Raw genomic sequence first — 25,993 nt, 5'->3', positions numbered from 1 at the left:
AATGACAAGGCTTGTAAATGGTTTGAGAATGGCCATTAAGATGTTAAGGCCGAGGATATGGTGTGGAAGTTTTTACGAAAGCCTGAAGTCAATCAACAACCTTGCAGAACGGCAAATTAGACGGCTATCGTAAAAACAGCTTTTTCACCTGGTCGGAACATGGAGAAAGATTTGTGGAAAGAATGTTGTCGATATTTTTGACATCACGTCTCAATGGCCAAAATCCCTTCCAAAAGTTACGACTGCTTAGTTCTTTATTCATTCTCACAATCCGTGAACGGTTACAACCTGGATTCCAGTGGGCTTTGTTGCATCGCTAGCTATGATGGATTAAAGATAAAAAAGATAGGGAATATCATTAGCTTATTATTCTGGTATTTATAACAAGAACGGTCAATGAATACCTAAATTTGAGTAAAAGAAATTTCACTACCATTTACCAATCCGGCTAAAATTCAAGAATTTCAATGCTTTAGCTATTTTCAATAGAATTAAATTTATTAATATAAATAACAAATTACTATTCTTAAATTTGATCAGATTGATTGCAAAAAAACAAGATTTTCAATAAGTTGCTTATAATCCTAACTATAGTTAGCCTTTCATAAGTAGCGATGCAACAAAGCCATTCCAGTGTCAGCTACTTTCATAACACCATATTACCTTAACAAAAGCAAATGTTCGTACAGATGTGCATCAGCTACTTTCATCTGCCACCTGCAAATTGCAATGTTCGTACAGTTATGTGTCACGCTACTTGGATGACACCGTTGAAAGAAATGAACCGCCTTTTCAAAATCGTTTTGAATAGAGGAATAACATTCACAAGTAAAATTTCATATTACCATTTTTTAATTTATGTATTATAATAAGCTTAATCTATAAGAAAAACAAAGTTGGAAGAACTAAGCAAAAACTGGGTGATAAGAACGGGAAGATTTTTATCTTCATTGTTTTTTTTACTGTTGATTGCGCTGTCAATACGTAGTTTTTTATTCGAGCCATTTCATATACCTTCTGGTTCAATGAAAAGCACCCTACTTGAAGGGGATTACATTTTTACTAGTAAATATTCATACGGTTACAGTAAACACTCATTTCCATTTTCTCCAAACATTTTTAGCGGCAGGATTTTTTATACCCCTCCAAAGCGTGGCGACATAGTAGTTTTCAAACCCACAAGAAATGACAGCATCAGGTTTGTTAAGCGAGTAATAGGAACACCAGGTGACAAAGTGCAAATGATAGAGGGAGAATTATACCTAAATGATCAGAAAGTAGAGCGAAGGCAAATTGAAAGTTTTTTTGATTATGAGTCAAATCGTAACATACCAAGATATATAGAAACGCTTTTAAGTGGCAAGGAACATGAGATTTTGGTAGATGACATTTCTAATAAGCTATCATATAACACTCCGGTTTATTATGTACCTAACGATCAATTTTTCGTTATGGGAGACAATAGAAATAATTCTTTGGATAGCAGGTTTCCTGAAGTTGGTTTTGTACCAATGGAAAATATCATTGGGCGTGTAAGTATAGTTGGTTTATCGTTTAAACTGGGGAAGGTCGATTGGTTACCATTTAATTTCAGGTTACCTGTTGCTTTGAGATTAAATAGGGTATTGCACAAGGTTGTGTAAGCTTTTTCTACCTATTTGTTAATTCACACAACTCTAAAGAAGAATTTTCTAACTCGGCGATAGTCTTGTTAATTTCATTCAAGTCATTGCCTTGTAAAGCGTTTTTTGCATTTTGTAATAGGTTTTTCAACTTTTGATCAGTGGAAAGGTTATTATTGTTTTCAACCAAGTGTATGAGTTTATTTCCATTAATTTTAGCGCCTGCAAGGGAACGAGCCTTCATATCTTCATCAAAGCTGTTTATTGACTGGTTAACCATATTTTGAACATCAGCTTCACTCAAGCCAAAACTTGAATTTACTTCAACTGTCTGCTCGATTCCAGTAGTTTTTTCTCTTGCAGTAACAGTCAAGATTCCGTCAACGTTAACTGTAAATTCTATTTCAACTCTTGCAGAACCTGCAGGTAGTGGCGGTATACCTTTTAGTTCAAACTGCGCTAGAGATTTGTTATCCTCTATCATTTCACGTTCTCCCTGACAAACGTGAATTTTCATTGCTGTTTGCCCATCAAAATAAGTTGTAAACTCTTTTGTTTCTGAAACTGGTAGTGGCGTATTTCTTGGTATGATTTTTTCAACTATGCCTCCCATAGTTTCTATGCCAAGTGATAAAGGTAGAACATCCAGGAGAATATTCCTATCTTTTGAGCTCGAAGTTAAATCATGAGCTTGCAGAGCTGCCCCAATGGCAACTGCTTTATCTGGATCCACGTCATTCAGCACTTTATTTCCAAAGAGTTTGACTAGTGAATTTTGAACCAATGGTGTTCTAGTTGCACCACCAACTAAAATTACTCCTTTTATATTATCAATTTTAAGATCTATGTCGCTTATAGTACGAGTGACTATATTGATAGTCTTATTGACCAAAGAACTGATTGCCTGCTCGAATTCTTCTCTGGTAATTTCACATTCAAATGGCTTGCCGTTAATGCTGAATTCAAAAATGCCTGAGGTGTTTTTGCTCAGATATTCCTTCACAGAGCGTGATTCGATAAGTAAGGAATTTAGTTGCTTGGCCGTCTTTTCTCTATACTTATCAATCACAATTGAACTCAGCAAATGATCAAAATCATCACCGCCGAGTTTGGTGTCACCACCAACTGCAAGAACTTGAAACACTCCTTGATGCAATTTCAATATCGAAATATCGAACGTTCCGCCACCAAGGTCATACACTGCATATATTCCACTGCTATTGTTCTTTTCAATGGAGTAAGAAAGCGCTGCAGCGGTTGGCTCGTTAACGAGGCGAAGAACTTCTATTCCAGCTAATTTTGCCGCATATTTAGTTGCGTTACGTGCTGAATCGTCAAAGTAAGCTGGCACAGTAATCACTGCTTTTTTTACTTCCAGTCCCTTAGACTTTTTTACCCTCTCACATAAAGCTTTTAATATCTCAGCAGAAATCTCAACAGGAGTAAGATACTTTTCCTCTGCGCATTTTATTCTAATAACTTTTTCGCTTTCATGATCTATTTCAAAATTGACGCCTTCTTTATTTAATTCTTCAACACTTTTACCCATTAAACGCTTTATTGAGTAGATTGCATTTTGACCGACATCGTAGCCAGTTTTTAATGTATTATTTTCATATGAAAGAGCAGAAGGCAGCAGTTCTCTTCCTTGTTCATCTTCAAATATCTCCACGTTACCAGCTTTATTTACCATAGCAATCAAAGAATTGGTAGTACCAAGATCTATACCAAAAATTACTTCACTTGAATTTGGTTCAGAAATTTGAATTGGTTGCATTCTTTTTCACCTCCTCAAATGACTTATATAAATATTTCAATCTTAAGACTTGTGTAGCAGCTCCATCAAAATTCTTTATAGCAAAAGTGTTAATTAGGTTTTTAACGCAATCTTTTATTTTTTCATCAATCATCCTGCTTGCAAATTGTAAATCATCGCAGTCCAGCAAATATTCTCTTATTTCCATTGATTCACTTAATATTTCAGAATTTAAGTGGTCCTTTTGGCTTTTCACATCAAAAAAATCTAGCAAATGCTCGGCACGTTTTAGCGGTGACTTTAGTATCTGATAAGCTCTGTTAATATTTTCCATGTTTTGGGACTGTCTTTCATTTATATCAGTTTTGCTTAGCTCAATATATTTTTTCTCTAACTCATCAAAGCTGATATTGAAAGTTGGTTCAATTTCAAACAATGTAAAATAGCTGCTAGACATGAAAACTCTCTCCACAACCACATTTTCCTTTCTCATTAGGATTTTTGAAAACAAAACCCGATGAAAATTTTTCTTCTACATAATCCATTTCAGAGCCAAGAATAAACATGACGGATTTTGGATCGATCAACACTTTAACTTTTTGGTCATCACTGCAGTTTTCCTCAATTATCGACTCTAAAGGACGAGTATCATACGCATATTCAATATCATATTTTAAACCAGAACATCCTTTTTGCTTAATTAGCACTCTTATTCCTATTGCTTCTTCCGGTTTCTCAAGGTTAGTATGCTTCTTTTGGTCCAATAAATACCTTATCCTTTCTACTGCTTCCGCAGTTATAGTGATAAGTTTTCTATTCTTTTTTACAGTTTCACCTCCGCCTACTTCTTGATATTCACTCATGCTTCTTAATTCTTTTGCTTACTTTGATAATCATGAATAGCAGCCTTTATAGCATCTTCAGCAAGTACCGAACAGTGTATCTTCACTGGAGGTAAAGACAACTCTTCCACTATTTGAGTATTCTTTATCTGTGTAACGTCACTGATGGTTCTTCCCTTTATCATCTCTGTTAACAAGGAACTTGAAGCAATGGCAGAACCACAACCAAAAGTTTTAAATTTTGCATCTTCAATAACACCTTTGTCATTGACCTTTATCTGCAATTTCATTACATCACCGCACGATGGTGCACCAACTAAACCAGTACCAACATTTGGATCATTTTTATCCAGAGAGCCAACATTCCTTGGATTTTCATAATGATCTAAAATTTTCTCATTATAACTCATAAAATTACCTATAAACTGCTATTTTACATTATAACATATTTAGGTTAAAAACTAAAGGAAAACAATCGTTTTACGTGATTTTTACTTTCAAAATTCCCGTAAAACGATTGTTTAACTTTACAAATACACATAATACGTGTATTTCTTTACAATCAGCGTCTCTATGTTGTCATTAAGTTTATAATTTAAAAAGGAGTATTCCCTTGAGTTTGTTTAGTAACCTTTATAAAGGCTTGTTAAAAACTTCTTCTCGCTTTAGCGACGGGGTGAAAAGTATTTTTTCTGGCAAAAAAAAATTAGATCAGTCGCTTTTAGATGAATTAGAGGAATTGCTAATTAGCATGGACATTGGTCATAAAACTTCTAAGTTGATTATCGATAGGCTCACAAGCATCAAGTTTGACAAGGAAGTTGAACATAATATTATCTCGCAGCAGTTAATGAACGAAATAGAAGCTATATTGAGCCCAGTTGTACAGCCGTTAATTTTAAATAAAAAACCACATATAATAATGGTATGCGGAGTAAACGGTAATGGTAAAACCACGACTATAGGTAAGCTTGCATATAAATATAAGGAGATGGGAAAATCCGTTATGCTTGTTGCGTGTGACACATTTAGAGCTGCTGCTAGTGAGCAGTTAAACATTTGGGCAGAACGTTCTGATTGCTTGATTGTTACTGGAGAGTACGGTAGCGACTCTGCAAGTGTGGCATATAGAGCTGTAAGTCAAGCTATAAAAGATAACGTTGATGTTGTTCTAATTGACACAGCAGGAAGGCTGCAAAATAATGTGAACCTTATGGAGGAGTTATCAAAAATATATAGAACGATAAAGAAATTGGATGATACTGCCCCTCATGACGTTATTTTAGTTCTTGACGCAACTACCGGCCAAAATGCTTATAGCCAATTAGAGGCATTTAGTAAGATGGTCCATGTTACCGGGCTAATCGTAACAAAGCTAGATGGCACCGCTAAGGGCGGAGTAGTAATTGGACTTGCAGAAGCTTATAAGGTAAAGTTACATGCTATAGGAATTGGCGAAAATATAGAGGACTTAAGGGAGTTTACTAGTAAAGAATTTGCTGAAGCATTATTTAATTGTAATTAAAGACTTCTCTTAATTCCCTTACATGACCAAGCTTAATTATCTCAATATCATGAGAAGAATAATTGCCATTTTTAGGCATAATTGCTTTTTTGAATCCTAACTTTTGTGCTTCTTTTAGTCTGAGATCAGCATGCGAGACATTCCTAATTTCTCCTGAAAGTGCAACTTCACCGCAGATTATTGAAGAAGTTGGCAGCGGTAAATTTACTACACTTGAAATAAGGGAAGCAGCAACAGCAAGATCAGCCGATGGTTCCTGTATTTTGAGTCCCCCTGCAATGTTTAGGTATACCTCTTTATCATGCAAAAACATTTTGCAACGAGCATTTAGCACCGCAATGATCATAGCCAATCGATTAATATCCCACCCAACTACTGCCCTTCTTGGGGTTGCCATATTAGTCCCTGCTATTAATGCTTGCACTTCCATTAAAATTGGTCTTGAACCTTCAATTCCTGCAAATACGGCGCTGCCAACTACTTCTCTGTCATGGGCCATCAGAAACAATGATGATGGATTATCAACAGGCACAAGTCCTGCTTCAGACATCTCAAAAACACCAATTTCATTTGCAGGGCCAAATCTATTTTTAATAGTACGCAAAATGCGATATTGATTGCTATTTTCACCTTCAAAATATAATACCGTATCCACCATATGCTCCAGAGTTTTGGGTCCAGCTATTTGTCCATCCTTAGTTATATGACCAACTATTAAAAGAGAAACACCATATTGTTTCGCAAGAATAGTTAATTCATGTGCGCAAGTACGAACCTGAGTTACAGTTCCTGGTGCCGATGTAATTCTGCTATCATACATTGTTTGTATAGAGTCAATTACTAAGAATTTAATACTTTTGTTTTCCTTTATTGTTGCTACTACATCAGTTAAAGACACTGTAGATAAAAGCTTAATTTTAGGTTCATTTATCTTAAGACGCTTTGCTCTGAGACTCACCTGCTCTAAAGACTCCTCGCCGGATACATAAAGACATTCAAAAGAGGAAAGTTGCACAACATTAGCTGCAATTCTAAGCAAAAGGGTGGATTTTCCAATACCAGGTTCGCCACCAATTAAAATGCTAGCACCTTGAACGATACCCCCACCAAAAACTCTATCTAATTCTTCTATTCCTGTTAAAAAACGACTTGGAGTGATAATTTCGCTACCCGATAACGTCTTTATTAAAATTGGTGCAGATATACTTCTTTTGCCCGTTTTTACTGCTATTTCCTCAACAATTGTATCCCAATTGTCACATGCGATGCACTTCCCTACCCACCTACCAGTGCTGTGACCACAGGATTGACATACATATACAGTTTTCATCAAAGCCAAAATTATTTTGTTGTAATTGTAATAAAAATTAGCTGAATATGCGAAGTAAATCTATAGCTAACCCAAGAAAGGGTTCCCTATGTCATACCGCGATTCATTCGCGGTATCTCTAGATCCCGCTAACAAGTAGCGGGATGACGAGCTTATCGTCACGCCGCCGCGAACCGTCATACCGCGATTCATTCGCGGTATCTCAAAGCATAGATCCCGCTAACACGTAGCGGGATGGCGAGGTCATGCCACCGCGCGAACCGTCATACCGTCACGGTATCTCTAGATCCCGCTAACACGTAGGGGAATGACGAGGTCATGCCGCCGCAAACCGTCATACCGCCGCGGTATCTCTTAGCCGCTAACACGTAGCGGGATGACGGTTGTCGTTTAGCCATAAACATTAAGAAATTTACCAAATGAAAAAAAAGGCAAAAGAAACCCTGGGGTTATTATCCGCTTTAAAATATTGGCGTTTTTTATGTTTTAAACGCTTGACAAGCGAGATTCAGCCGCTTTTAATTGCAACTAACTTACGCTGCAAATGTTTAAGAAATTTACTAAGCAGAAAAAAAGACAAAGAATCCCCGAGTTAGCTAGTCTTTTACTATCTCTGTCGAGTATTGGCATTTTTTGATGTCTTGTAACGCTTTATAAGCGCGTTCAGCTTATTTAGATAAAAATCTAGATGTAGATGAAGTTTTGTAAAGATATACAGTATCTATATACTGCAAAAAATTGAACATAAGACGCCGATACATTAAGTAATCCTTACCTTTTAATCTGCAGATCGGCGAAAGCAAATACAATAGCTTCAGTTTTATGATAAGGGGGCTGGCGAAGGGTGTCAAGCAAGTTTTTTGTTTCTATTCCCAATGTTATATGGTTATGTAATACCAATTCTCATTACTAGTGAATCAAATAAGCGGCATTGCAGAGTTTTTTAATTGTGGAGTGAGAAAGAGAGGTAATAAATTTGCACAAAGCGCTCTCAAGCAAAGCAATTGTGTCGTAGATTTTGTTACGCAAAATGTTCTGTTTTATATATAACCAAAACCTCTCAACAGGATTGAGGTCAGGTGAGTATGGTGGTAGGTATATAATGTCGATATTTTTAGGTACTTTTAAATTTTTTGACTTATGCCAACTAGCACAATCCATGATAAGAAATGCCTCCCTTGTTCCTAAATATTGTGACATCTGCTCAAGGAATATATTCATACAATCAGTATTGACGTTTGAGCTAGAACTTTCTCCATTTCTGGGATTAACTGCACTATAGAGATAAAAATTTTGCCTACCTAGTTTTACCTTAACCTGTGTCCTAATGCCTTTTTTAAACCACCCGTGTCCAATCTTTGAATGTGTGCCAAACCGCGATTCATCGAAGAAAAATAGCTCTTTTTCAGGATACATGACAATAGTTTCATTAAGATTTTTTTTTAAATTCCTCTTGTTTACTTTTATCTTGTCCGTTATGCACTGGTCTTGGTGTGATATATGAGAATTTCATTCTTTGCATATTACGGTGTACTGTAGATTTGCTGATATTCAAACCAAACTTTTCTTGAATTCTTATTTTCATTTCTTTTATAGTAATATTGGGGTTTTCCTCTATCCACACCTCAACTTGTTCACGTTGACTTTGATTCAATATAGTTTTTCTACGGCGTTGAGGCGGAGCAAATAATTTTTCTTCTCTGCCAAATTTTAGGTCATGCAGTAAGTGCCTTTCTTGAAATGCAGCATATCTTTGCTACGGCTGTTATACTGTGCTTTTTTGCTGCAATTACAGCATTTAGTTTTTTTGCAACATATGCGTTATTTCTTACTTTCTTCAGCATTTCTTTTGCTGATTCCACCACTTTTTCATCCAATAATTTTGATCTTAATGCCATTTAAACCTCGCTACTTTACTTACTTCAGTATGGCTTTTTTTCTATTATTGTCTATCCGTTACTTGTGTAGCAGGAATTGGTATAAGAAGTCTAATAGCAAATTTTTAAGTTCCTCTTTAACTCTTTAACCAGCGGGCTCGCATGAGGAGAGGAGAGTAAAGGTCCTCTTCCATAGATATCTTCACACTTTTTTCTTCTTCTGTAGTTGGCAGACGAGTAAGAAAGTGAATCTTTGGTGCGCCACTAATTATTGCCATTGGTGTTTGCTCCGCCCCTTCTCCCATAACTAAAACAGCAGACGTTGCCAGCGCATCAAGAAGATTGACTTGTGTTACTTGCAGTGGTTGATCATAAAGATCTGGCTTGCCTATATAGGAATAAAATGGTTCAAATCCACACCAACCAAGAGCAACGCCCGTAACCCCAAGGCGCATAGGTGTTATGTTACTATCTGTAATCAAAATACCAAGATGTTTTATGCAGTGTTTTGTCTTGAGATAGTTCCATATTGATAGAGCTGTTTTCTGAACATCCTTTGGGTATAAAATATACATTTCATTACCATTTGATTCATCAATACCAGCAGATGGAATTAAGATATTGTCTTTGATTGTTAAATAGATGCCGTAAGAATTATGGTCTACATCAACAATTGCATCAGCTTCTCTTTTGATTAGCTCTTCTTTAGAACAAGCAGTTTTGCAAACCACTTGTTTTTGACAAATAGAAATGATTTTTGATGTGATAGCAAGAACAACTTCCTCTCCTAGCAACTCTGAAACATAGCGATCAAGAACCTGCTCTAATACTTCCCCACATTCAATGCGGTGGGTATAAATTGCTTTAACATGCATATTAACGTATTAGCCTACATATAGTATAATCTTTCGTTTTGGTGAGAATAGTTTTATGCCATCCATCAAGAAGTGTTAAGTTGAAATATACATCACCTTTATAGGGTTTGTGAATTTCTGTTATGATAAATTCTGAGATTAGATCATACTCCAAAAAAAGATGCGCTATTTGTGCTCCACCAATCATGAAGACTTTAGAATTACTTTGGATTGACAAAAACTCTTGCATAGAAGAAATAATAGTGCATTTTACTCCTCTGTTAAAACAAGAATTTAATTTGTCACGAGAAAAAACAACAGGGATACGATCCTTTAATATGTTTTGAGACATAGTTTCAAATGTTTTTCTTCCCATAACAATAACTTGTTTGTCAGTCACCTGACGAAAATGATCTAACTCACTTGGATAATGCCAGGGCAATCCATTATTTATTCCAATTACCCCCTTGGGATCAACAGCCATAATTCCGATAACTATCATCCCTGTAAAGCAGCTTGAGCTACAAAGAATCGCATGTGATCACGCACATTATGCACTCGAAGGAAATCAACCTTGTTGTGCAATGCAGATGATAAAGCAATTGTTTCTAAATCTCGGTTAAAGACAGGTTCTGTAGAAAAAGAAGAAATAAATGACTTTCTAGAATGGCCAACCAGAACTTTGCAGCCAAAACTTTGCAATGCTTCTATATTGCATAAAAGCCAGATATTCTGATATAGAGATTTTCCAAAACCAATACCAGGATCAATAATTATCGAGCTTTGATCAAAACCTAGGGTAAGTAACCTGCTAATGCTCTTCTCTGCCCAATTATTTATGATATCAATTGGGTCAGTGTCGTCTGGAATAATGTTGTCTCTATGTGGTGGTATTGAAAGTGAATGCATAATAACGATGCTGCAACCATTACTAGCAACTGCTTTTAAGGTATTATCATCTAGATCTCCCTTCTGATTGTTTATCCAGGCAATGTTGTAGTGTTCCAAAACATTTAAAATAACGTCTGGCCAGAAACTATCAATGCTGACTTTAATATCACCAACTTTCATATACTGATTGAGATTATCAAGCACTGGTTTTAAGCGTGCATATTCTGCTTTTGGAGTTTGTATTGAGGAGCCAGGTCTTGTTGATTGAGCACCAAGATCAACTATACTTGCACCGTCTGATACCAGTTGCAGTGCTTGCTTGGTTGCTTGATCTGCATCATAATAAAGACCACCATCTGAAAATGAATCAGGAGTAATATTAACAATACCTACAAGCTCTGGTGAAAGCGTAAAACTCCTTAAAAAGCAATCCTTAATGTTAGGGTTAATAGTACCAAACGTTTTGTTAACTACTGCCATGGGACTCAGCATTGCCATCAAGTGAAGCAAAAATGGTCTGTTTATCAATTCTGGGTGAGGAATCTTAAGGTAGGATGTATCAAGTGTCAGGTTATCCCATAACAAAATATCCAAATCAATAACGCGAGGTGCCCATTTTTCATAGACCTGCGGGCGGCCAATGTCACACTCAATTTGTTTAAGGCCCTTTAACAGCTCTTCAGGAGAAGAAGAACAACTTCCATACACAACCATATTTAGAAATGGCCTGTCCCACCCAGGTGGAGCATCATTTGGTAAAATAGCCTTAGTTTCCAGAATAATTGAAGATTTTAAATTTTTAAAATAGCGTTCCTGCAGTAACTGAGCAGCCTTTTGTAAATGGGAAAAGCGATTCCCCATATTTGAGCCAATAGAAATGTAAATCATTCTTGCAACGCATTACGATAAGTAAAGAAAACACCTCCATGCACACTGGGGACAGGTGGTGCAACTTTGTGAATAGTTACGCCTATAGAAGAAATAATAAGCTTTTTTTGCATCACAAGGTTATTAATGGTCCTGTATATATCATGAGTTAAATGCTCGATTAAGTTGAATTGCTTGCTTTGAACGAGAGATTGAATACTCTGAACTACCTCCAAGTAGCATATAGTATCCTCAAGCCGGTCAGTTGTAAGTCCTAAAGGGGGGGATTTAAAGGTAAAATCAATATTAACACTAACTAATTGAGAATGATACTTCTCTTCTGCACTATAGCCTAAATGAACCCAAAGCCGTAAGTCAGATATAAGAAGATTACATGCAGACATTGCATTCCAACATCACTGAGTTTAAGCTACTTACAACTACTAACACACACTGGCATTTATCATCCCATCAAGAAAACCCCACAAGAGCTTTGCTCCCTTTTGAGCACCCTGCATAACTTTATCTTGCTCTTTTTCATCTAGATCTTCAATAAGATTTGCACACTCCTCAGAATGCCACTCATCAGCTTCCATATGAACCGTAAAAAATTGAAGAGAACACTCATCACTTATTGAATAGTGTTTTTTTAAACCTTCAATTTTAGACTTAGAAACCTCTGGAGTTTGACGTTCGTAAGCGTATAAGGCTCCAAGACCTGCCGCAAAACCTGATCTTACAATATCAAAGTAACCATCAACTAACTCCTGTGTCTCTTTAATCTGTGCACTTTCACGAAGATCAGATCGCGCAACGCCAAGCCCTTCAGCAAAACGTTGCCATAATTCTGGATGATTTTCATCACCTTGTTCCTCTTCTATTAAATTACCAAGTAAAACCTGTCGCATTTTTAGATCTGGGCACAAAAAATGTATACCACTGATGTAACGAGGAAACGCAGCAACGTGGTGATAATATTCTTTAGCATAGGTTTGTAAAGCTTGCAAGCTTAAGCTTCCTGTATTCCATGACTGGTAAAATGGATGATTTAGTAAGTGCAATTCATCTAACTTGTTATTTAGAGACTTAGTAAATTTCATTATTTCCTTCATTATATCAACATATAGTTCATATACTACAGCTTTCTCATTGTTACGATCATGCTAACAATGGTGGGATTGGTAGGACTCGAACCTACGGCCAATTCGTTATGAGCGAACTGCTCTAACCGACTGAGCTACAATCCCTTTTATCAATATTTATAATACACACAAAAGCAAATTTGTCTATTAGCTTATTTCACTATCAACCCAACTTGACAAATCATTTGTTGCACCAATTTTGCGTGCAATTTCCTTACCATCTTGAAATATGATTAAAGTGGGTATAGATTGCACTCCATACTTACTTGGCACTTCAGTCCCTTCATCTATGTCGAATTTGCAGATCTTAATCTTGCCTTTTCTGTCTTTAGCCAATTGTTCGATACGTGGCATTAGACTTTTACATGGCCCACACCATTCTGCCCAAAAGTCTATCAGAACAAACCCTTTATAGTCAGTGACTTCAGATTTGAAATTTTGATCATTTACCGATGTAATATCATCACTCATAAAATACCTAAATTTTTGTAAAATATAGCATATCTATTAGCAGTTAATCAACTAAATTCTTACCGCAGAGCTTGAAAAATTGCCCTAAAGTGTTTTGCACAAACAAAAAACTTCTATTACATCTGGTGGTTAAAGATATCCACGTTTTCCCAACCCATTAAGTCTAACTCAATACGAGTAGGAAGAAATTCAAAGCACTTTTGGGCCAATTCTTTTCTATTTTCACGTTCCAGCATTAAGTCTAGCTTTTCCTTTATCCTGTGGAGATACAAAACATCAGATGCAGCATAACTTTTTTGTTTGTCTGTTAAATTTTCATTTCCCCAATCAGAAGATTGCTGCTGCTTATTTAGTTTGGTATCAAGCAGCTCTAAGCACAACTCTTTTAAGCTATGATTATCTGTGTAAGTGCGAACTAAACGTGAAGCTATTTTTGTGCAATAGCACGGAAGTGCCCAAGTTTCCAAGTAATAACGTATTATGCTCACATCAAATCGCGCGAAGTGAAATATTTTAGTTATATTTTTATCCTCTAATATTTTTCTCAAATTTGGCGCTGTATAATCGTTCTTGAGTTGAACTAAGTGAGCGTTGCCATCATTAAAAGAGAGCTGCACAAGGCATAATCTATCTCTGCTATGAAGTAGCCCCATTGCCTCGGTATCAACAGCTATAGACCTTACATCATCTGGTATTGAACTAGCTGGCAAGTCGTCTTTATATAAAAATATTCCCATAAAGCTTTGTGGAATAATTAAAAACTTATGATAATCAAAAATAAGCCTTAAGTATACGAAAAGATCATAGAAGGAACCACACAAGTTTATGGGCTCTCACATTTTTCGTGTACACGGGGGTTTACAAATTGCTGTATATGCCTATAATTAAGTAAATTTAGGTTAATTTAATTGCGGGAGTAGCTCAGTTGGTAGAGCGCAACCTTGCCAAGGTTGAGGTCGAGGGTTCGAACCCCTTCTCCCGCTCTTTACTTTCAAAATCATTTCGTCAAAAATCCCTTGACAAACTCCGCTAGCCCCCTTATCATGAAACTGAAGCTATTGTATTTGCTTTCGCCAATCTGCAGATTAAAAGGTAAGGATTACTTAATGTATCGGCGTCTTATGTTCAATTTTTTGCAGTATATAGATACTGTATGTCTTTACAAAACTTCATCTACATCTAGATTTTTATCTAAATAAGCTGAACGCGCTTATAAAGCGTTACAAGACATCAAAAAATGCCAATACTCGACAGAGATAGTAAAAGACTAGCTAACTCGGGGATTCTTTGTCTTTTTTTCTGCTTAGTAAATTTCTTAAACATTTGCAGCGTAGGTTAGTTGCAATTAAAAGCAGCTAAATCTTGCTTGTCAAGCGTTTAAAACATAAAAAACGCCAATATTTTAAAGCAGATAATAACCCCAGGGCTTCTTTTGCCTTTTTTTTTATTTGGTAAATTTCTTAATATTTATGGCTAAACGACAACCGTCATCCCGCTACGTGTTAGCGGGATCTATTGCCGAGATACCGCGAATGAATCGCGGTATGACGGTTCGTGGCGGCGTGACGATAAGCTCGTCATCCCGCTACGTGTTAGCGGCTAAGAGATACCGCGGCGGCTGTAAGTTAAAAATATGTTATAAAAGAAACAAGAGGGAACTACTCACTATAGGAATAGCGGGCGTGTGCGACCGACGCGGCGTTGACAACCGTTTATATCAAGGCTATCCCTCGATACGTTTGAATAGTTGCATGGGACATATGTATGCACCCGTTTACAATCTTAAATCAATAAACTATCGAGGTTATTAATATGGTTACATCTTATCAAAATTTTATTGGTATTGACATCGGAAAATTTAAAAATGTTATTGCGGTTCACACACAGAAGAGTGTTGTCGAATTTGATAATAATGCTTCTGGTTGGCAACAATTGTTTAAAAAGTTTTCAGATATCTTACCTAATTCTTTAGTAACTTTAGAAAATACAGGAAATTGGTTTATCGCATTTTCTTATTGACAAGAATATCGCTGTACATCGAGCTAATACCCGTAAAGTAAAAAGCTTCATCTTGTCACACGGAACTTTAGCAAAGTCCGATAAATCAGATGCAAGGGCTCTTGCTCAATATGCGTCATGGAACTCTCTCTCCCCACTTCTGAAAAACAATCAACCTTGGTTGCACTTTGTCAACGTCGTGATGACATTACGCAAATGAGAACTCAGGAAAAATGTAGACTGGAAGCACCTGAAAACGACCATATAAAAGAAAGTTGTCAAAAAACTATCGGATTCTTTAATAGTCAAATAGATGAACTCAATAATACTATACAAAAAATTATTGATGAAAGCCGTGAGTTACAACAACGTCAAAAAATCCTTAAAACAGTTCCTGGAAAAGTTATCTCAAGACTTTCTGTGTTTAATGCCAGAGCTTGGCTACTTAAACAGAAAAGAAGTAGCAAGTCTTGCTGGCGCATCCAAAAGAAAGTGGAAAAGCTATTGGTTATCGAAGAATAACAGGCGGTAGAAGCAATGTTCGTACTAACGGCTGCAATGGCTGCTCAAATCTGCACTTGGTGCATTTTATTCCAAGCTCATTGAAAGTGGTAAGAAGAAGATGGTAAGCTCTAATGCGTAAAATTATGGTTATTGCTAATGCCAGGCTTAAAGAAGCAGTTAATATGAATTAAAAAAATCTGCATAGGAAATAAGTTAACGAATATGTGCGTCCACACACACTTAAAGCACAAACCATAAAATCTAAGCAGTAACTGTTGTTTGATATAAAATTTTTCTATGATAAATTAGGGTGTTTATTGTCAAAAATGCATTTTCTAATTGAATAAAAATACAAAATTATAAACAAGAGTTGTAATAAAACTAAATTCAAAAAATTTAAAAAAAACATAGTTGATATGACGGTTCGTGGCGGTATGACGGTTCGCGGTGATCCCAGTGTCAGCTACTCGGATGACACCATTTACAACCACTCTCCTACCCTTTCTAGCTGTTTATAGCTGTTAAATCTCAGGAATTTATCAAAATATGGAGAGGCAATAAAGGGTGTGGAATTACTTAAATAATTAGATAAAAAACCAGGCAGATCATTTTTTAATTCTTGCATTTTGTATCTATAATTTTGTATAGAAATAACTTTTATTTTATCATAATCAAGTTTCCAATAAGCAAGTTCTGAGACTTCTCTTTTTGTTATATGTTCTACCGCTAAGGCTTGTAAAATTAATTGCGGAAAAAATCCCGACATTACTTCTTCATTGGAAGGTGGTGTACCAAGCTTATAGTCTATAATTGCCACTTGCCCACTTGGTAGATACTCAACTCTATCACATCTTGCTGTCAGTGAAATTTCTTGTGGCCTATTTGTCATCCCAGCAGTTTCATACTGATCACAAGAACCAGCATCACGCACTGGAATATGAAATATCGGACAGGAAAAGCTCTTTTCCAACTCAACATAGTTGCTTCGAGTTTCATCAAGTTCGACAAAAGATTGAATTACCCTCTGTAGTCTTATCCACCACATATTTGAAAAATTAAACTGACTAGTCGAGAATGTTTCTCGTGCAATGCTCATTGGCGACTTTTTGTTGCGTAAATATCTTGCAAGAATGTTGTGCACCATAGTGCCAAATTCCAACATCGATGGCTTAAAATTCAAGTCTCTTAATTGTTTAAGGCCCAGTATATATTCAACGTAAAATGAATAAGGATTACGAATTAGCTTTTCTATTGCACTGCAAGACATCACCTGCATTTTTTCTTTTCTAACTTCGGTTTGAGGTTTTGGCATAGGCTGAGTACATGGAACAGTACATTCAGGCGTATTTAATATCCTTAGCCAATCACGATAAGGATATTTTGACCCCTGTAACATAATTTCCAAACGCTGCAATAGAATTGGTTTTCTATGGCTTAGCGATCTTGTAATATAAACCTTACTTGCACAAAACAAATTGTGTAAAGTATAAAAAAAATACCCCTGCTCTTCTTGCGCAGAAGGAAGACTAAATTTTTCTCTCGTAAGTGCATTCAAAAGCGGACTTTGAAAGCTTGGCGCTTCATTAAACCCAGCGAGTATTACAACCTTGTTGTGATATAAGCTGAATTTATTTAAGTCATTTGCTACAGAGAAAAACTCTTTCTCTAAAAATAAGGTCAGAATTTGGTTATATAACTCTAAGGAGCACTTAATTTCTACACCCTCACATGCATTCAAGAAATTACAGGTGAAATTACCTATTTCACCATTTAGCTCTGAAAAATTTATACCAGATAGCATATTAACACACTGCAAATGAGTTGCCACCACATCAGAAATAGGGCAATTTATAATGTTAAGCAAAGGATTAAATACAACCTCTAACTTACTGATAATAAGTAATATATCTTCTTTGTGTTTTAGCTTTTTATGGGCATTGATAGCATTTATAATATCGCTCAGGCCATTTGTACTAAAGTTGCGTAATACCTCTATTTCAAATTCAGATAAAATCCGAGTGTACTCTTCTTGAGTGTAACCAAAAGTCACTAGCCTATGTTTAAGGAGCGAAAGTAATGACACACTGCTCCAATTTGAGGTCAAAACTTCGATACTATAAAGCAGAAGCGTTATATAAGGGTAATTTTCCGGTATGGCACTGTGTTGCCTTGATAAACATGCTATACGAGCTGCAAGTAATTTATCAAAGACGACCAAAGAAATGTTTTCATAACCTTCATTTTCTATAATTAATGATGTCACTTGTGCTTCTTCCTCTCTGGAATCACAAGTGATGACTTCAATATTGCCAACATGTCCACTACTAACTTTGCTTAGATCGGCAGTTGTATCAAAGACATAGTCAGTTATTTCATTCTCTATAGTGTTCAAGCAGCTAACATCCCTTCTATCTACATTTAAATAATCGAGCAGATCTTTCAGACAATATTGATAGTGTTTTTTATCAAGCAATTTCCAGTCTTTCTCTTTAATTTTCAAATTCAGGTTAGGCAAAATTATTTTTCCAAATGGCAGGTCATATATAGCCTTAATTAACGACTTATCCTTTCCAATTCCAACAAAGATTATATATTGGTCTTTTTGTAAAGAGATTATCATATTGTTTATGTAATCACTCTTATGTTTTAATATATCTACTACTTCTAAACCTTTTAAAGTTTTACTCCAAGTCTCAGTGAGTAAGCTTATGAAATTCTCTATTTTTTTTGAATGCTCATTAAATTGATCATAATCCGTTGTTTGGGTAGATTGAATTTTATCAAGCAGTGATGGCAGGCTATAAGCTAAATCAACTGGGAAATTGTCGTTATTTTTTCTATTCCATTCCAATATGAATTGAATGAGTAGCAGCGTCCTTTTTATTGGACTTATAACTTTAACTCTATCAAGATTTAATATTAAATCTTCCTCATCAATGTTCTCTAGCGAAACTATCTCTGGCAAAATTATGCATTTTTCAGCGTTATAATTCTTGAATGCATTGAGTAACGCTATCACATCCCTCTTGCAAGGAAGTATGACCTTTATCTCGGGAATTTTTTCTCTTTCATATTCAGAAAATATGTGCTGAACCAGCACATCAAAAAGGGATTCATCCACATTAACGGTAAAAACTCTTCCCACTAACAGTAACAATTAATACAATATTTTATTGTATAGAAATTATTCAAAATATAAACGTGCTTGTATGCTATTATATATTAAAATTTTTTATAACATTACATGGCAAACATTAGAATAGAAGTTTTAAATAAATGCGAGCAAATTGGATGCAGATGGTTAGTCAACGTTTACTCGATTTACATACGCAAAGGATTACCATCCAAATTATATGAAGAAATTTGCGGGCTATTTTATAATAAAGTCATACAAGACTGCCGTTATTATTCCTACAATGAAAACCTTGAAGAAGTTCCGTATGATTTCATAGAACCAGAAGCAAAGTGGGGCTTGGAAATAAGCTTCTTACCTGGCATGACCGATAATGTAGGCAACACAGCGAAACAAATTGTTAGAGAATATTTAATAAACAAGGACTACATTGATGAAAATGTTTGTATAAAAGCAAGAAGTTCAAAATTGATTCTAAGTCAAGCAACTGAAGATGATATAAAGCAAGAATTCAACCCTATCACTGAGTATTGCACGCTTGTTTATAAAGAAAACGGCAATTACTATTGGAGGCATTACGGTAAGTTAAAAGGCGTCATCCCAGTGCTTGACTACTTGGATCCAGAAAATTTCAAGCAATTGTATAATGAAAACTGGATTCCAGTGTCAAGCACTGGAATGACAGAGGGGGAAACAGGAATGACAAAAGAGAGCACTGGAGTGATATCAAGTAGTAATGGGGCTAAGTCTGTTAACCTAAATGTAAGTGACCAAGAACTTGAGAAAATCAGCAGAGATGGAATCGATGGTAATGGCACTTTAGGGCTCTCTCTGGCAGCAATGAAAGCTATAAAGGATTACTTTAAAAAACTTAATAGAAATCCATATGATATTGAACTTGAGTCTCTGGCACAGACTTGGTCTGAACATTGTAAGCACAATATCTTTTGCTCTCCCATTGATGAAATAAAAGATGGCCTATACGCACATTATATCAAGCGTGCAACGCGTGAGATAAATTCTGACATATGTGTGTCAGTTTTCTCTGACAACGCAGGAGGAATAATTTTTGATGACGATTACTTGATTGTAGATAAAGTTGAAACCCACAATAGCCCTTCAGCTCTTGATCCATTTGGTGGAGCAATGACCGGAGTGCTTGGAGTTAATCGTGATGTAGTTGGTTTCGGGAAAGGCGCGGAGCCTATAATGAATACCTATTACTTTTGCTTTGCCAAAGAAGCAAAAGGCAAATTTTATAGGGATAAAGAGCGCACTGATGAGATCTTACCGCCAAAATATATAATGAAAAAAGTGATCCATGGTGTTAATGTTGCTGGTAATTGCTCTGGTATTCCAACACAACTTGGATCGGTATATTTTGACGATAGATTTTGTGGCAAGCCGCTGGTTTTTGTTGGCAGTGTCGGAATTATTCCGCGCAACATAAATAACGCACCTTCACACATTAAAGGACCAAAAAATGGCGATAAAATCGTAATTATTGGTGGAAGAGTTGGAAGGGACGGAATTCACGGCGCAACGTTTTCCTCAGAGGCTTTGTCGGGAAACAGCCCTTCAACAATTGTGCAAATTGGTGACCCCATAACACAAAAAAAACTATCCAATGCCGTCATAAGAGCAAGAGATCTTGGTCTTTATAATGCAATAACGGATAACGGAGCAGGTGGTCTATCATCGTCTATTGGTGAAATGGGAAAAGACGGATTTGAAGTTGATTTGAGCAAGGTTCTCCTTAAAAACGATGGTATGGCTTCGTGGGAAATATGGATATCAGAATCACAAGAGAGAATGACCTTAGCAGTGCCAGAAGAAAATCTTCCTATGTTTAAGCAAATTATGAAAAAACATGATGTGGAGGTTTGTGTGATTGGAGAGTTCAATGAGAGTGGTAAAGCTGTTGTTAAATGTCCTGAAGGGAAAGTAATAATGGACATCGAAACTGAATTTCTGCATGACGGTAATCCTAAAATGCATTTACAGACAAAGCCGTGGACTGGAGAGTGGATAGCTACTTGCATGACACCAGACCGAGCTTCTGAGCTCCCACTTAGTTCAATAGATGTTGAACTAAAAGAAATGCTGAGCAGACCAAACATATGCAGTAAAGAGTTCATAGTGGTGCAATATGACCATGAGGTTCAAGGGTCGTCAGTGCTGAAACCACTGCAGGGCAAGGGAAGAGTGTGCAGTGAAGCTATTGTTTCAAGGCCAATCCTTTCTTCAAATAAAGGTGTTGTAAAATCGCAAGGGTTTGGCTCGAGTTATGGGGAAATTGACACTTACCATATGGCAGCATGTGCGATCGACACTGCCATACGTAACTATGTAGCCGCAGGAGGAAATATAGACCATCTAGCGTTGCTCGATAACTTTTGCTGGTGTGACGCTTATAATCCAGAAAGGCTATGGCAGCTAAAGAGAGCTGCAGAGGCTTGTTATGATTACGCAACCGCATTTAAAGCACCATTCATATCCGGAAAAGATAGTATGTTTAACGACTTTAAGGGATATGATGAAAATGGCGAGAAAGTGATGATATCTGCACCACCTTCATTACTCATTTCAGCAATTGGAATTATAGAAAATATTGAAAATGCGGTATCGCTTGATGTGAAAATGCCGGGAGACTTAATATACGTGCTTGGAGAAACACTTGATGAACTTGGTAGATCTGAATATCAGTTATATAGTGGAATAGGTAATAACAACGTACCAAAAGTTGATGCAAAGAGCGCTAGGAAGTTGTATGAGCGTTACAACCAAGCAATAAAAGATGGCATAATTGCCTCTGCAATTGCACCAAACTTAGGCGGATTAGTTATTGCTCTGGCAAAATCGCTAATTGCAGGAGACCTTGGTGCTGAAATCGATCTTTCACTAGTGCCAATAGGAAAAATACAAAATACAGACATAATAAACAAGATAATAATGTTTTCTGAATCGCAAAGTAGAATTTTGGTTACTATTGCACCACAAAATCAGAAGAGGTTTGAAGAATTGTTTGAAGGTGCAGTTTATTCATGTATTGGCAAAGTAACAGAGAAAAAGGTGCTAAACATAAAGGATGTTTTAAAAGTAGATCTGAAAGATGTGGCATGCTAATATAAAATATTTTTCTTATTATGCTAAATAACTCTTTTACTATATGTAATGTTTATTTAGAATGAATGTATGTTATTAATTTTGGGTAGGTAATTATGTCTATTTTATCGATACTCCTGTTTATCAGTCTTTCTTTACTCAACACTTCAAATAAATTGATGATATGTGCTGCCTTATTTGTGGGAGCTGCTTTAGTTGTAAATTCAATGGTTGAATTTTATGGCAGAAGCAAAGCTACGTACAACTTAATAGTGTGTATAGCGCTATGTTGTGTTTTTAAATGGCAAAGTTTTAATTTGATGATATTGATTTCATATACTGCAATTTTAGTATCTCTTCTCTCAAGCATAATTATTTTTGAAAAATTGAAGTCCAAGTTGAATTTTCATATGGCAAATTTCATTACTTTAATTATAGCATCAGTGGTTGATAGTGCCGTTGTATGTGTTGGATTACTATACAAATTTTCTGCAGGTAAATGCTTATCAATATACATTAGAGATTTAATTTTTAAGTTTTCTTATGTGTCAGTATTGAGCATCTGCTTGTTTGTAGGAATGTATTTATTTTGCTTGGCGAACAAGAAGTATTTTAAGATTTCCACATAACCTGTTTTCTGATATAGCTAAACTGACTTTGGGTCCTGGGGGTGTATTTGGTGGTCCTAATACGTAACAACAGTTTAGAATTTATAGGTAGCCTAAACCCACAACTGTACAAACACTATGATTTGAGCCTATCAGGGGGGTGTCATTCCAGTGCCCAGACACTGGAATCCAGAAAAAAGAATGGTGTCATCCCAGTGCTTGACACATAGCTGTACGAACATTCATTTTTGAAGGTAAATTGCACAGCAAATGGTGTCATTCCAGTCTGGAATCCAGAAATTTTGCTTATAACTGAGCTGATGAGCTAAAGGTAGTTGTCTTACGCTAAAACAAACGTTTTTAATTAAGTTGCATAGAACCAGTGTCTGGGCACTGGCCCACTGGTGGGAATTGCTCCTAAACTACAACGTTCGTACAGCTATGTGCTTGACACTGGGATGACATCATAGGGGCACTGGCCTACTTAACCGTCATACCGTCGCGGTATCTCAGCCGCTAACAAGTAGCGGAATGACGATTTATCAAACGCTGCTTAATTCTCCGTAACAGTTGAAAAAATCAATAGAAAATCAATATATCACTATAAATTCACGTATTTTGAGGCTATAATGGTTAATACGCTATATGGTATAATATGGACGATTTTATCAGAGTTAAGGGCGCAAGGGAACATAATCTGCAAGGTGTAGACGTCAATATACCGAAAAATAAGCTAGTTGTTATAACTGGGCTAAGTGGTTCTGGCAAGTCTAGCCTTGCATTTGATACGATTTATGCAGAAGGCCAACGCCGGTACGTTGAAAGCCTGTCAGCTTACGCGCGTCAATTTCTCAACATTCAGGATAAACCAGATGTTGAGTCGATTACAGGTCTCTCTCCTGCAATATCTATCAACCAGAAATCGATCTCAAAAAATCCAAGGTCAACAGTTGGAACTGTTACCGAAATTTACGATTACTTGCGCTTAGTATATGCACGAATAGGAGTTCCTTATTCACCTGCAACTGGATTACCAATAACAAAACAAACGGTGTCTCAAATTGTAGATACTATAATTGCGTTACCTTTAGAAACTAAGATATATATACTTGCCCCTGTTGTGCGTGGTAGAAAGGGAGAACATCTTAAAGAGATATTGGAAATTAAAAGACAAGGTTACGTAAGGTTCAAAATAGATGGTGAAGTGTACAATGTAGATGACTTGCCTAAACTCGATAAGAACAAGAAACACGACATTTTTGTGGTTGCAGATAGAATATCAATATTGGGCGATATAGGAAATCGACTGCCAAGTAGTATAGAATCCGCACTAAAACTTGGTAATGGTCTAATGTATGTAGAAATAGTAAACCTACCTGACAACCATCATTCCGAGTATAAAAATGGTCAAATTCTGACTTTTTCAGAGAATTTTGCATGCCCCGAGTCTGGTTTCACTCTTGAGGAAATAGAACCAAGATTATTTTCTTTTAACAGCCCTTACGGTGCATGTGGTTCGTGTAATGGGCTTGGTAAAAAGCTGGCTATTGATGTGAAGCTGATAGTGCCAGATGAAACTCTTTCAATATCTGAAGGCGCTTTAAAGCCAGTGGGATCAATGTTCCGTCAAGTGCACACAGGTTATGGATTTTTAAAAAGTGCAATTCTATCACTGGCTGAAAATTGTAAATTTAGCCTTGATGTTCCGTGGAAGAACATAGATCAAGAAGTAAAAGATATGATACTCTTTGGCTTCGGTAAATTTCAAGGTTTGGTCAGTATCTTAGAAAACCAGATGGATTATGATGAAACGCTTGTTGAGCGATATTGCTCTGTTACTCACTGCAGAGAATGCACTGGCTATAGATTGAGAAAAGAAGCGCTTACAGTAAAAATTGATAGCAAACATATAGGTGAAATATCAGGGCTTAGTATCGATGAATCCCTTAAGTGGTTTGAAAATTTGCCAGACAAGCTCACAGAACAACAGAAGCAAATCTCAAATAAAATACTAAGTGAAATAATCAAGAGGCTAACATTTTTAAAGAATGTAGGGTTGAATTACCTAACGCTTGATCGAGAATCTAGCACTCTCTCTGGCGGCGAGAGTCAGAGGATCAGACTTGCTTCGCAAATTGGCTCAGGATTAACGGGGGTTTTATATGTTCTTGATGAACCCTCGATTGGCCTTCATCAATGTGATAATGATCGGTTAATTGCCACACTAAAAAACTTAAGAGACATGGGTAACACTGTAATCGTTGTTGAGCATGATGAAGATACAATAATGGCTGCTGATTATGCGATTGATATTGGTCCTGGAGCTGGCGTAAATGGTGGAAAAGTTGTTGCAGAAGGAACACCAGACCAGGTGCAAAGAAATTCGGGGAGCATAACAGGGCAATATTTGAGTGGAGAGAAAAAAATTTTAATTCCAAGGAGAAGAAAGCAAGCAACTCAGTTCATAAAAGTAATAAATGCATGTGAAAATAACTTAAAAAATGTGAACGTTAAATTTCCTATAGGGAATCTTATTTGTGTTACTGGAATATCAGGAGGGGGAAAATCAAGTTTAGTCATAGAAACGTTATATAAATATTCAGCACATAAGATACATCATTCGTCTGCAAGGTATGGTCAGTGTGATAGAATAGAAGGCCTTGAATATATAGATAAAGTTATAGAAGTTGATCAGTCGCCAATTGGTAGAACTCCTGCGTCAAATCCAGCAACATATGTTGGTATGTTCACTCATATAAGAAATTGGTTTGCAGGTCTTTCGGAGTCAAAAGCAAGGGGATATAATATAGGCCGGTTTTCATTTAATACCAGAGGGGGAAGGTGTGAGGCTTGTAAAGGTGATGGGCACTTAAAGATAGAGATGCATTTTCTACCGGACGTTTATGTGAAGTGTGAGCAATGTAAAGGGCGAAGGTATAATCGGGAAACATTGGAAGTTACTTATAAAGAAAAATCAATCTCTGATGTGCTTGATATGACGATAGATCAAGCTTGTGTTTTTTTTGAAAACCTTCCAATGGTAAAAGAAAAGTTGGTTTCTTTGCAGGAAGTGGGACTTGGCTATATAAAACTCGGACAGTCGTCAACAACGTTGTCTGGGGGGGAAGCACAACGAATAAAGCTATCTAAAGAGCTATCAAAACGATTTACCGGAAGAACATTGTATATTCTTGATGAACCAACAACTGGATTACACTTTGAAGATATAAATAACTTACTAAAAATACTCCATAGATTAGTCGATCTGGGAAACACTGTTATAGTTATCGAGCACAATTTGCACGTTATAAAAACTGCAGATTATATAATAGACATCGGACCAGAGGGCGGAATAAAAGGCGGAGAAGTGATTGCTACTGGAACTCCAGAAGAAGTGGTAAAAATTCCAGAAAGTGTTACAGGCAGGTATCTTAAAACATATTTATTATAAACTATTTCTTAATCATT

General features: G+C 36.4%; 19 protein-coding genes, 2 tRNA genes and 2 pseudogenes. 8 read left to right on the top strand and 15 right to left on the bottom strand.

Annotation, left to right across the window (positions count from 1 at the left end):
* Position 1 precedes the first annotated feature (1 nt).
* Both ABWU32_RS07195 and lepB read left to right on the top strand, forming a co-directional pair.
* Positions 2-133 (top strand): hypothetical protein, encoded by a 132-nt coding sequence (locus tag ABWU32_RS07195; RefSeq protein ID WP_255317428.1) that lies wholly within the window; start codon positions 2-4, stop codon positions 131-133.
* A gap of 763 nt (positions 134-896) precedes the next feature.
* Positions 897-1,643: a signal peptidase I gene (gene lepB / locus ABWU32_RS07190; RefSeq protein ID WP_010962911.1), complete on the top strand. Its 747-nt coding sequence runs from the start codon at positions 897-899 to the stop codon at positions 1,641-1,643.
* Positions 1,644-1,650: 7 nt separating this feature from the next.
* Here the strand turns inward: lepB and hscA are convergent, their stop codons facing one another.
* From hscA to iscU, 4 genes are read right to left on the bottom strand one after another with little or no spacing between them, the layout of a single operon-like run.
* Positions 1,651-3,399, bottom strand: coding sequence for a Fe-S protein assembly chaperone HscA (gene hscA / locus ABWU32_RS07185; protein ID WP_353278623.1), 1,749 nt, complete (start codon positions 3,397-3,399; stop codon positions 1,651-1,653).
* Positions 3,377-3,835 carry an iron-sulfur cluster co-chaperone HscB C-terminal domain-containing protein gene (locus ABWU32_RS07180; protein ID WP_015589237.1) on the bottom strand — a complete coding sequence of 153 codons (459 nt, stop codon included), beginning with the start codon at positions 3,833-3,835 and terminating at the stop codon, positions 3,377-3,379. The genes hscA and ABWU32_RS07180 overlap by 23 nt, the downstream gene beginning before the upstream one ends.
* The gene (locus ABWU32_RS07175; protein ID WP_015589236.1) at positions 3,828-4,241 is read right to left on the bottom strand and encodes a HesB/IscA family protein; all 414 of its coding nucleotides are present in this window, start codon (positions 4,239-4,241) and stop codon (positions 3,828-3,830) included. The genes ABWU32_RS07180 and ABWU32_RS07175 overlap by 8 nt, the downstream gene beginning before the upstream one ends.
* A gap of 5 nt (positions 4,242-4,246) precedes the next feature.
* A complete protein-coding gene (gene iscU, locus ABWU32_RS07170) occupies positions 4,247-4,630 on the bottom strand; it encodes a Fe-S cluster assembly scaffold IscU (protein ID WP_007548853.1) in 384 nt (127 codons plus the stop codon).
* 203 nt (positions 4,631-4,833) lie between these two features.
* Here iscU and ftsY point away from each other — a divergent pair, with 203 nt between their 5' ends.
* A complete protein-coding gene (gene ftsY, locus ABWU32_RS07165) occupies positions 4,834-5,745 on the top strand; it encodes a signal recognition particle-docking protein FtsY (protein ID WP_015589234.1) in 912 nt (303 codons plus the stop codon).
* Here the strand turns inward: ftsY and radA are convergent.
* The 10 genes and pseudogenes from radA to ABWU32_RS07115 form a co-directional block, all read right to left on the bottom strand.
* The gene (gene radA, locus ABWU32_RS07160) at positions 5,732-7,075 is read right to left on the bottom strand and encodes a DNA repair protein RadA (RefSeq protein ID WP_141457221.1); all 1,344 of its coding nucleotides are present in this window, start codon (positions 7,073-7,075) and stop codon (positions 5,732-5,734) included. The two genes, ftsY and radA, sit on opposite strands and share 14 nt — an antisense overlap.
* A 909-nt stretch (positions 7,076-7,984) precedes the next feature.
* A pseudogene (locus ABWU32_RS07155) lies at positions 7,985-8,973 on the bottom strand (IS630 family transposase).
* Positions 8,974-9,089: 116 nt separating this feature from the next.
* Complete coding sequence (locus ABWU32_RS07150) at positions 9,090-9,827, bottom strand: putative folate metabolism gamma-glutamate ligase (RefSeq protein WP_015589264.1); 738 nt, start codon at positions 9,825-9,827, stop codon at positions 9,090-9,092.
* 1 nt (position 9,828) lies between these two features.
* A complete protein-coding gene (locus tag ABWU32_RS07145; RefSeq protein WP_015589265.1) occupies positions 9,829-10,308 on the bottom strand; it encodes a dihydrofolate reductase in 480 nt (159 codons plus the stop codon).
* Entirely contained in the window at positions 10,305-11,585 is a 1,281-nt protein-coding gene (folP, locus tag ABWU32_RS07140) for a dihydropteroate synthase (RefSeq protein WP_141457249.1), read from the bottom strand. Before folP ends, ABWU32_RS07145 begins: the two co-directional genes overlap by 4 nt.
* Positions 11,582-11,968, bottom strand: coding sequence for a dihydroneopterin aldolase (locus ABWU32_RS07135; protein WP_007548841.1), 387 nt, complete (start codon positions 11,966-11,968; stop codon positions 11,582-11,584). Before ABWU32_RS07135 ends, folP begins: the two co-directional genes overlap by 4 nt.
* Before the next feature lie 39 nt (positions 11,969-12,007).
* Positions 12,008-12,664: a CADD family putative folate metabolism protein gene (locus ABWU32_RS07130; RefSeq protein ID WP_141457380.1), complete on the bottom strand. Its 657-nt coding sequence runs from the start codon at positions 12,662-12,664 to the stop codon at positions 12,008-12,010.
* Between the two features lie 70 nt (positions 12,665-12,734).
* Positions 12,735-12,811: transfer RNA gene (locus tag ABWU32_RS07125), tRNA-Ile, on the bottom strand.
* 42 nt (positions 12,812-12,853) lie between these two features.
* On the bottom strand, positions 12,854-13,177 hold the full coding sequence (gene trxA, locus ABWU32_RS07120) for a thioredoxin (protein ID WP_006279168.1): 324 nt from the start codon (positions 13,175-13,177) through the stop codon (positions 12,854-12,856).
* Positions 13,178-13,293: 116 nt separating this feature from the next.
* Positions 13,294-13,914, bottom strand: a complete 621-nt coding sequence (locus tag ABWU32_RS07115; protein ID WP_015589270.1) for a ribonuclease D — start codon at positions 13,912-13,914, stop codon at positions 13,294-13,296.
* Between the two features lie 173 nt (positions 13,915-14,087).
* On the opposite strand from ABWU32_RS07115, the gene ABWU32_RS07110 reads away from it, so the two are divergent.
* Both ABWU32_RS07110 and ABWU32_RS07105 read left to right on the top strand, forming a co-directional pair.
* Positions 14,088-14,160: transfer RNA gene (locus ABWU32_RS07110), tRNA-Gly, on the top strand.
* An 829-nt stretch (positions 14,161-14,989) separates the two neighbouring features.
* Positions 14,990-15,870 (top strand): annotated as a pseudogene (locus tag ABWU32_RS07105) (IS110 family transposase).
* Positions 15,871-16,160: 290 nt separating this feature from the next.
* Here ABWU32_RS07105 and ABWU32_RS07100 read toward each other — a convergent pair.
* Positions 16,161-18,824 carry a PD-(D/E)XK nuclease family protein gene (locus ABWU32_RS07100; protein WP_174516936.1) on the bottom strand — a complete coding sequence of 888 codons (2,664 nt, stop codon included), beginning with the start codon at positions 18,822-18,824 and terminating at the stop codon, positions 16,161-16,163.
* A gap of 99 nt (positions 18,825-18,923) precedes the next feature.
* Between ABWU32_RS07100 and ABWU32_RS07095 the strand changes: the two genes are divergently transcribed.
* The 3 genes from ABWU32_RS07095 (at position 18,924) to uvrA (ending at position 25,976) form a co-directional block, all read left to right on the top strand.
* Positions 18,924-21,938 (top strand): AIR synthase-related protein, encoded by a 3,015-nt coding sequence (locus tag ABWU32_RS07095; protein ID WP_353278621.1) that lies wholly within the window; start codon positions 18,924-18,926, stop codon positions 21,936-21,938.
* A 95-nt stretch (positions 21,939-22,033) separates the two neighbouring features.
* Positions 22,034-22,546 carry a hypothetical protein gene (locus ABWU32_RS07090; RefSeq protein WP_015589273.1) on the top strand — a complete coding sequence of 171 codons (513 nt, stop codon included), beginning with the start codon at positions 22,034-22,036 and terminating at the stop codon, positions 22,544-22,546.
* A gap of 634 nt (positions 22,547-23,180) precedes the next feature.
* The gene (gene uvrA, locus ABWU32_RS07085; protein ID WP_141457255.1) at positions 23,181-25,976 is read left to right on the top strand and encodes an excinuclease ABC subunit UvrA; all 2,796 of its coding nucleotides are present in this window, start codon (positions 23,181-23,183) and stop codon (positions 25,974-25,976) included.
* Positions 25,977-25,993 lie beyond the last annotated feature (17 nt).

It is taken from the genome of Wolbachia endosymbiont (group A) of Udea olivalis (assembly GCF_964028365.1).
GTDB lineage: Bacteria > Pseudomonadota > Alphaproteobacteria > Rickettsiales > Anaplasmataceae > Wolbachia > Wolbachia pipientis.
This window is presented reverse-complemented; position numbering and strand designations above follow the sequence as displayed.

Excerpts from the sequence above, each read along its gene's own strand:
- trxA (WP_006279168.1), bottom strand. The coding sequence starts at position 13,177 with ATGAGTGATGATATTACATCGGTAAATGATCAAAATTTCAAATCTGAA.
- ABWU32_RS07135 (WP_007548841.1), bottom strand. The coding sequence starts at position 11,968 with ATGTCTGCATGTAATCTTCTTATATCTGACTTACGGCTTTGGGTTCAT.
- radA (WP_141457221.1), bottom strand. The coding sequence starts at position 7,075 with ATGAAAACTGTATATGTATGTCAATCCTGTGGTCACAGCACTGGTAGG.
- ABWU32_RS07090 (WP_015589273.1), top strand. The coding sequence starts at position 22,034 with ATGTCTATTTTATCGATACTCCTGTTTATCAGTCTTTCTTTACTCAAC.
- ABWU32_RS07180 (WP_015589237.1), bottom strand. The coding sequence starts at position 3,835 with ATGTCTAGCAGCTATTTTACATTGTTTGAAATTGAACCAACTTTCAAT.
- iscU (WP_007548853.1), bottom strand. The coding sequence starts at position 4,630 with ATGAGTTATAATGAGAAAATTTTAGATCATTATGAAAATCCAAGGAAT.
- ABWU32_RS07130 (WP_141457380.1), bottom strand. The coding sequence starts at position 12,664 with ATGAAATTTACTAAGTCTCTAAATAACAAGTTAGATGAATTGCACTTA.
- hscA (WP_353278623.1), bottom strand. The coding sequence starts at position 3,399 with ATGCAACCAATTCAAATTTCTGAACCAAATTCAAGTGAAGTAATTTTT.
- ABWU32_RS07150 (WP_015589264.1), bottom strand. The coding sequence starts at position 9,827 with ATGCATGTTAAAGCAATTTATACCCACCGCATTGAATGTGGGGAAGTA.
- ABWU32_RS07115 (WP_015589270.1), bottom strand. The coding sequence starts at position 13,914 with ATGGGAATATTTTTATATAAAGACGACTTGCCAGCTAGTTCAATACCA.
- ABWU32_RS07195 (WP_255317428.1), top strand. The coding sequence starts at position 2 with ATGACAAGGCTTGTAAATGGTTTGAGAATGGCCATTAAGATGTTAAGG.
- ABWU32_RS07145 (WP_015589265.1), bottom strand. The coding sequence starts at position 10,308 with ATGATAGTTATCGGAATTATGGCTGTTGATCCCAAGGGGGTAATTGGA.
- ABWU32_RS07095 (WP_353278621.1), top strand. The coding sequence starts at position 18,924 with ATGGCAAACATTAGAATAGAAGTTTTAAATAAATGCGAGCAAATTGGA.
- folP (WP_141457249.1), bottom strand. The coding sequence starts at position 11,585 with ATGATTTACATTTCTATTGGCTCAAATATGGGGAATCGCTTTTCCCAT.
- uvrA (WP_141457255.1), top strand. The coding sequence starts at position 23,181 with ATGGACGATTTTATCAGAGTTAAGGGCGCAAGGGAACATAATCTGCAA.
- ABWU32_RS07175 (WP_015589236.1), bottom strand. The coding sequence starts at position 4,241 with ATGAGTGAATATCAAGAAGTAGGCGGAGGTGAAACTGTAAAAAAGAAT.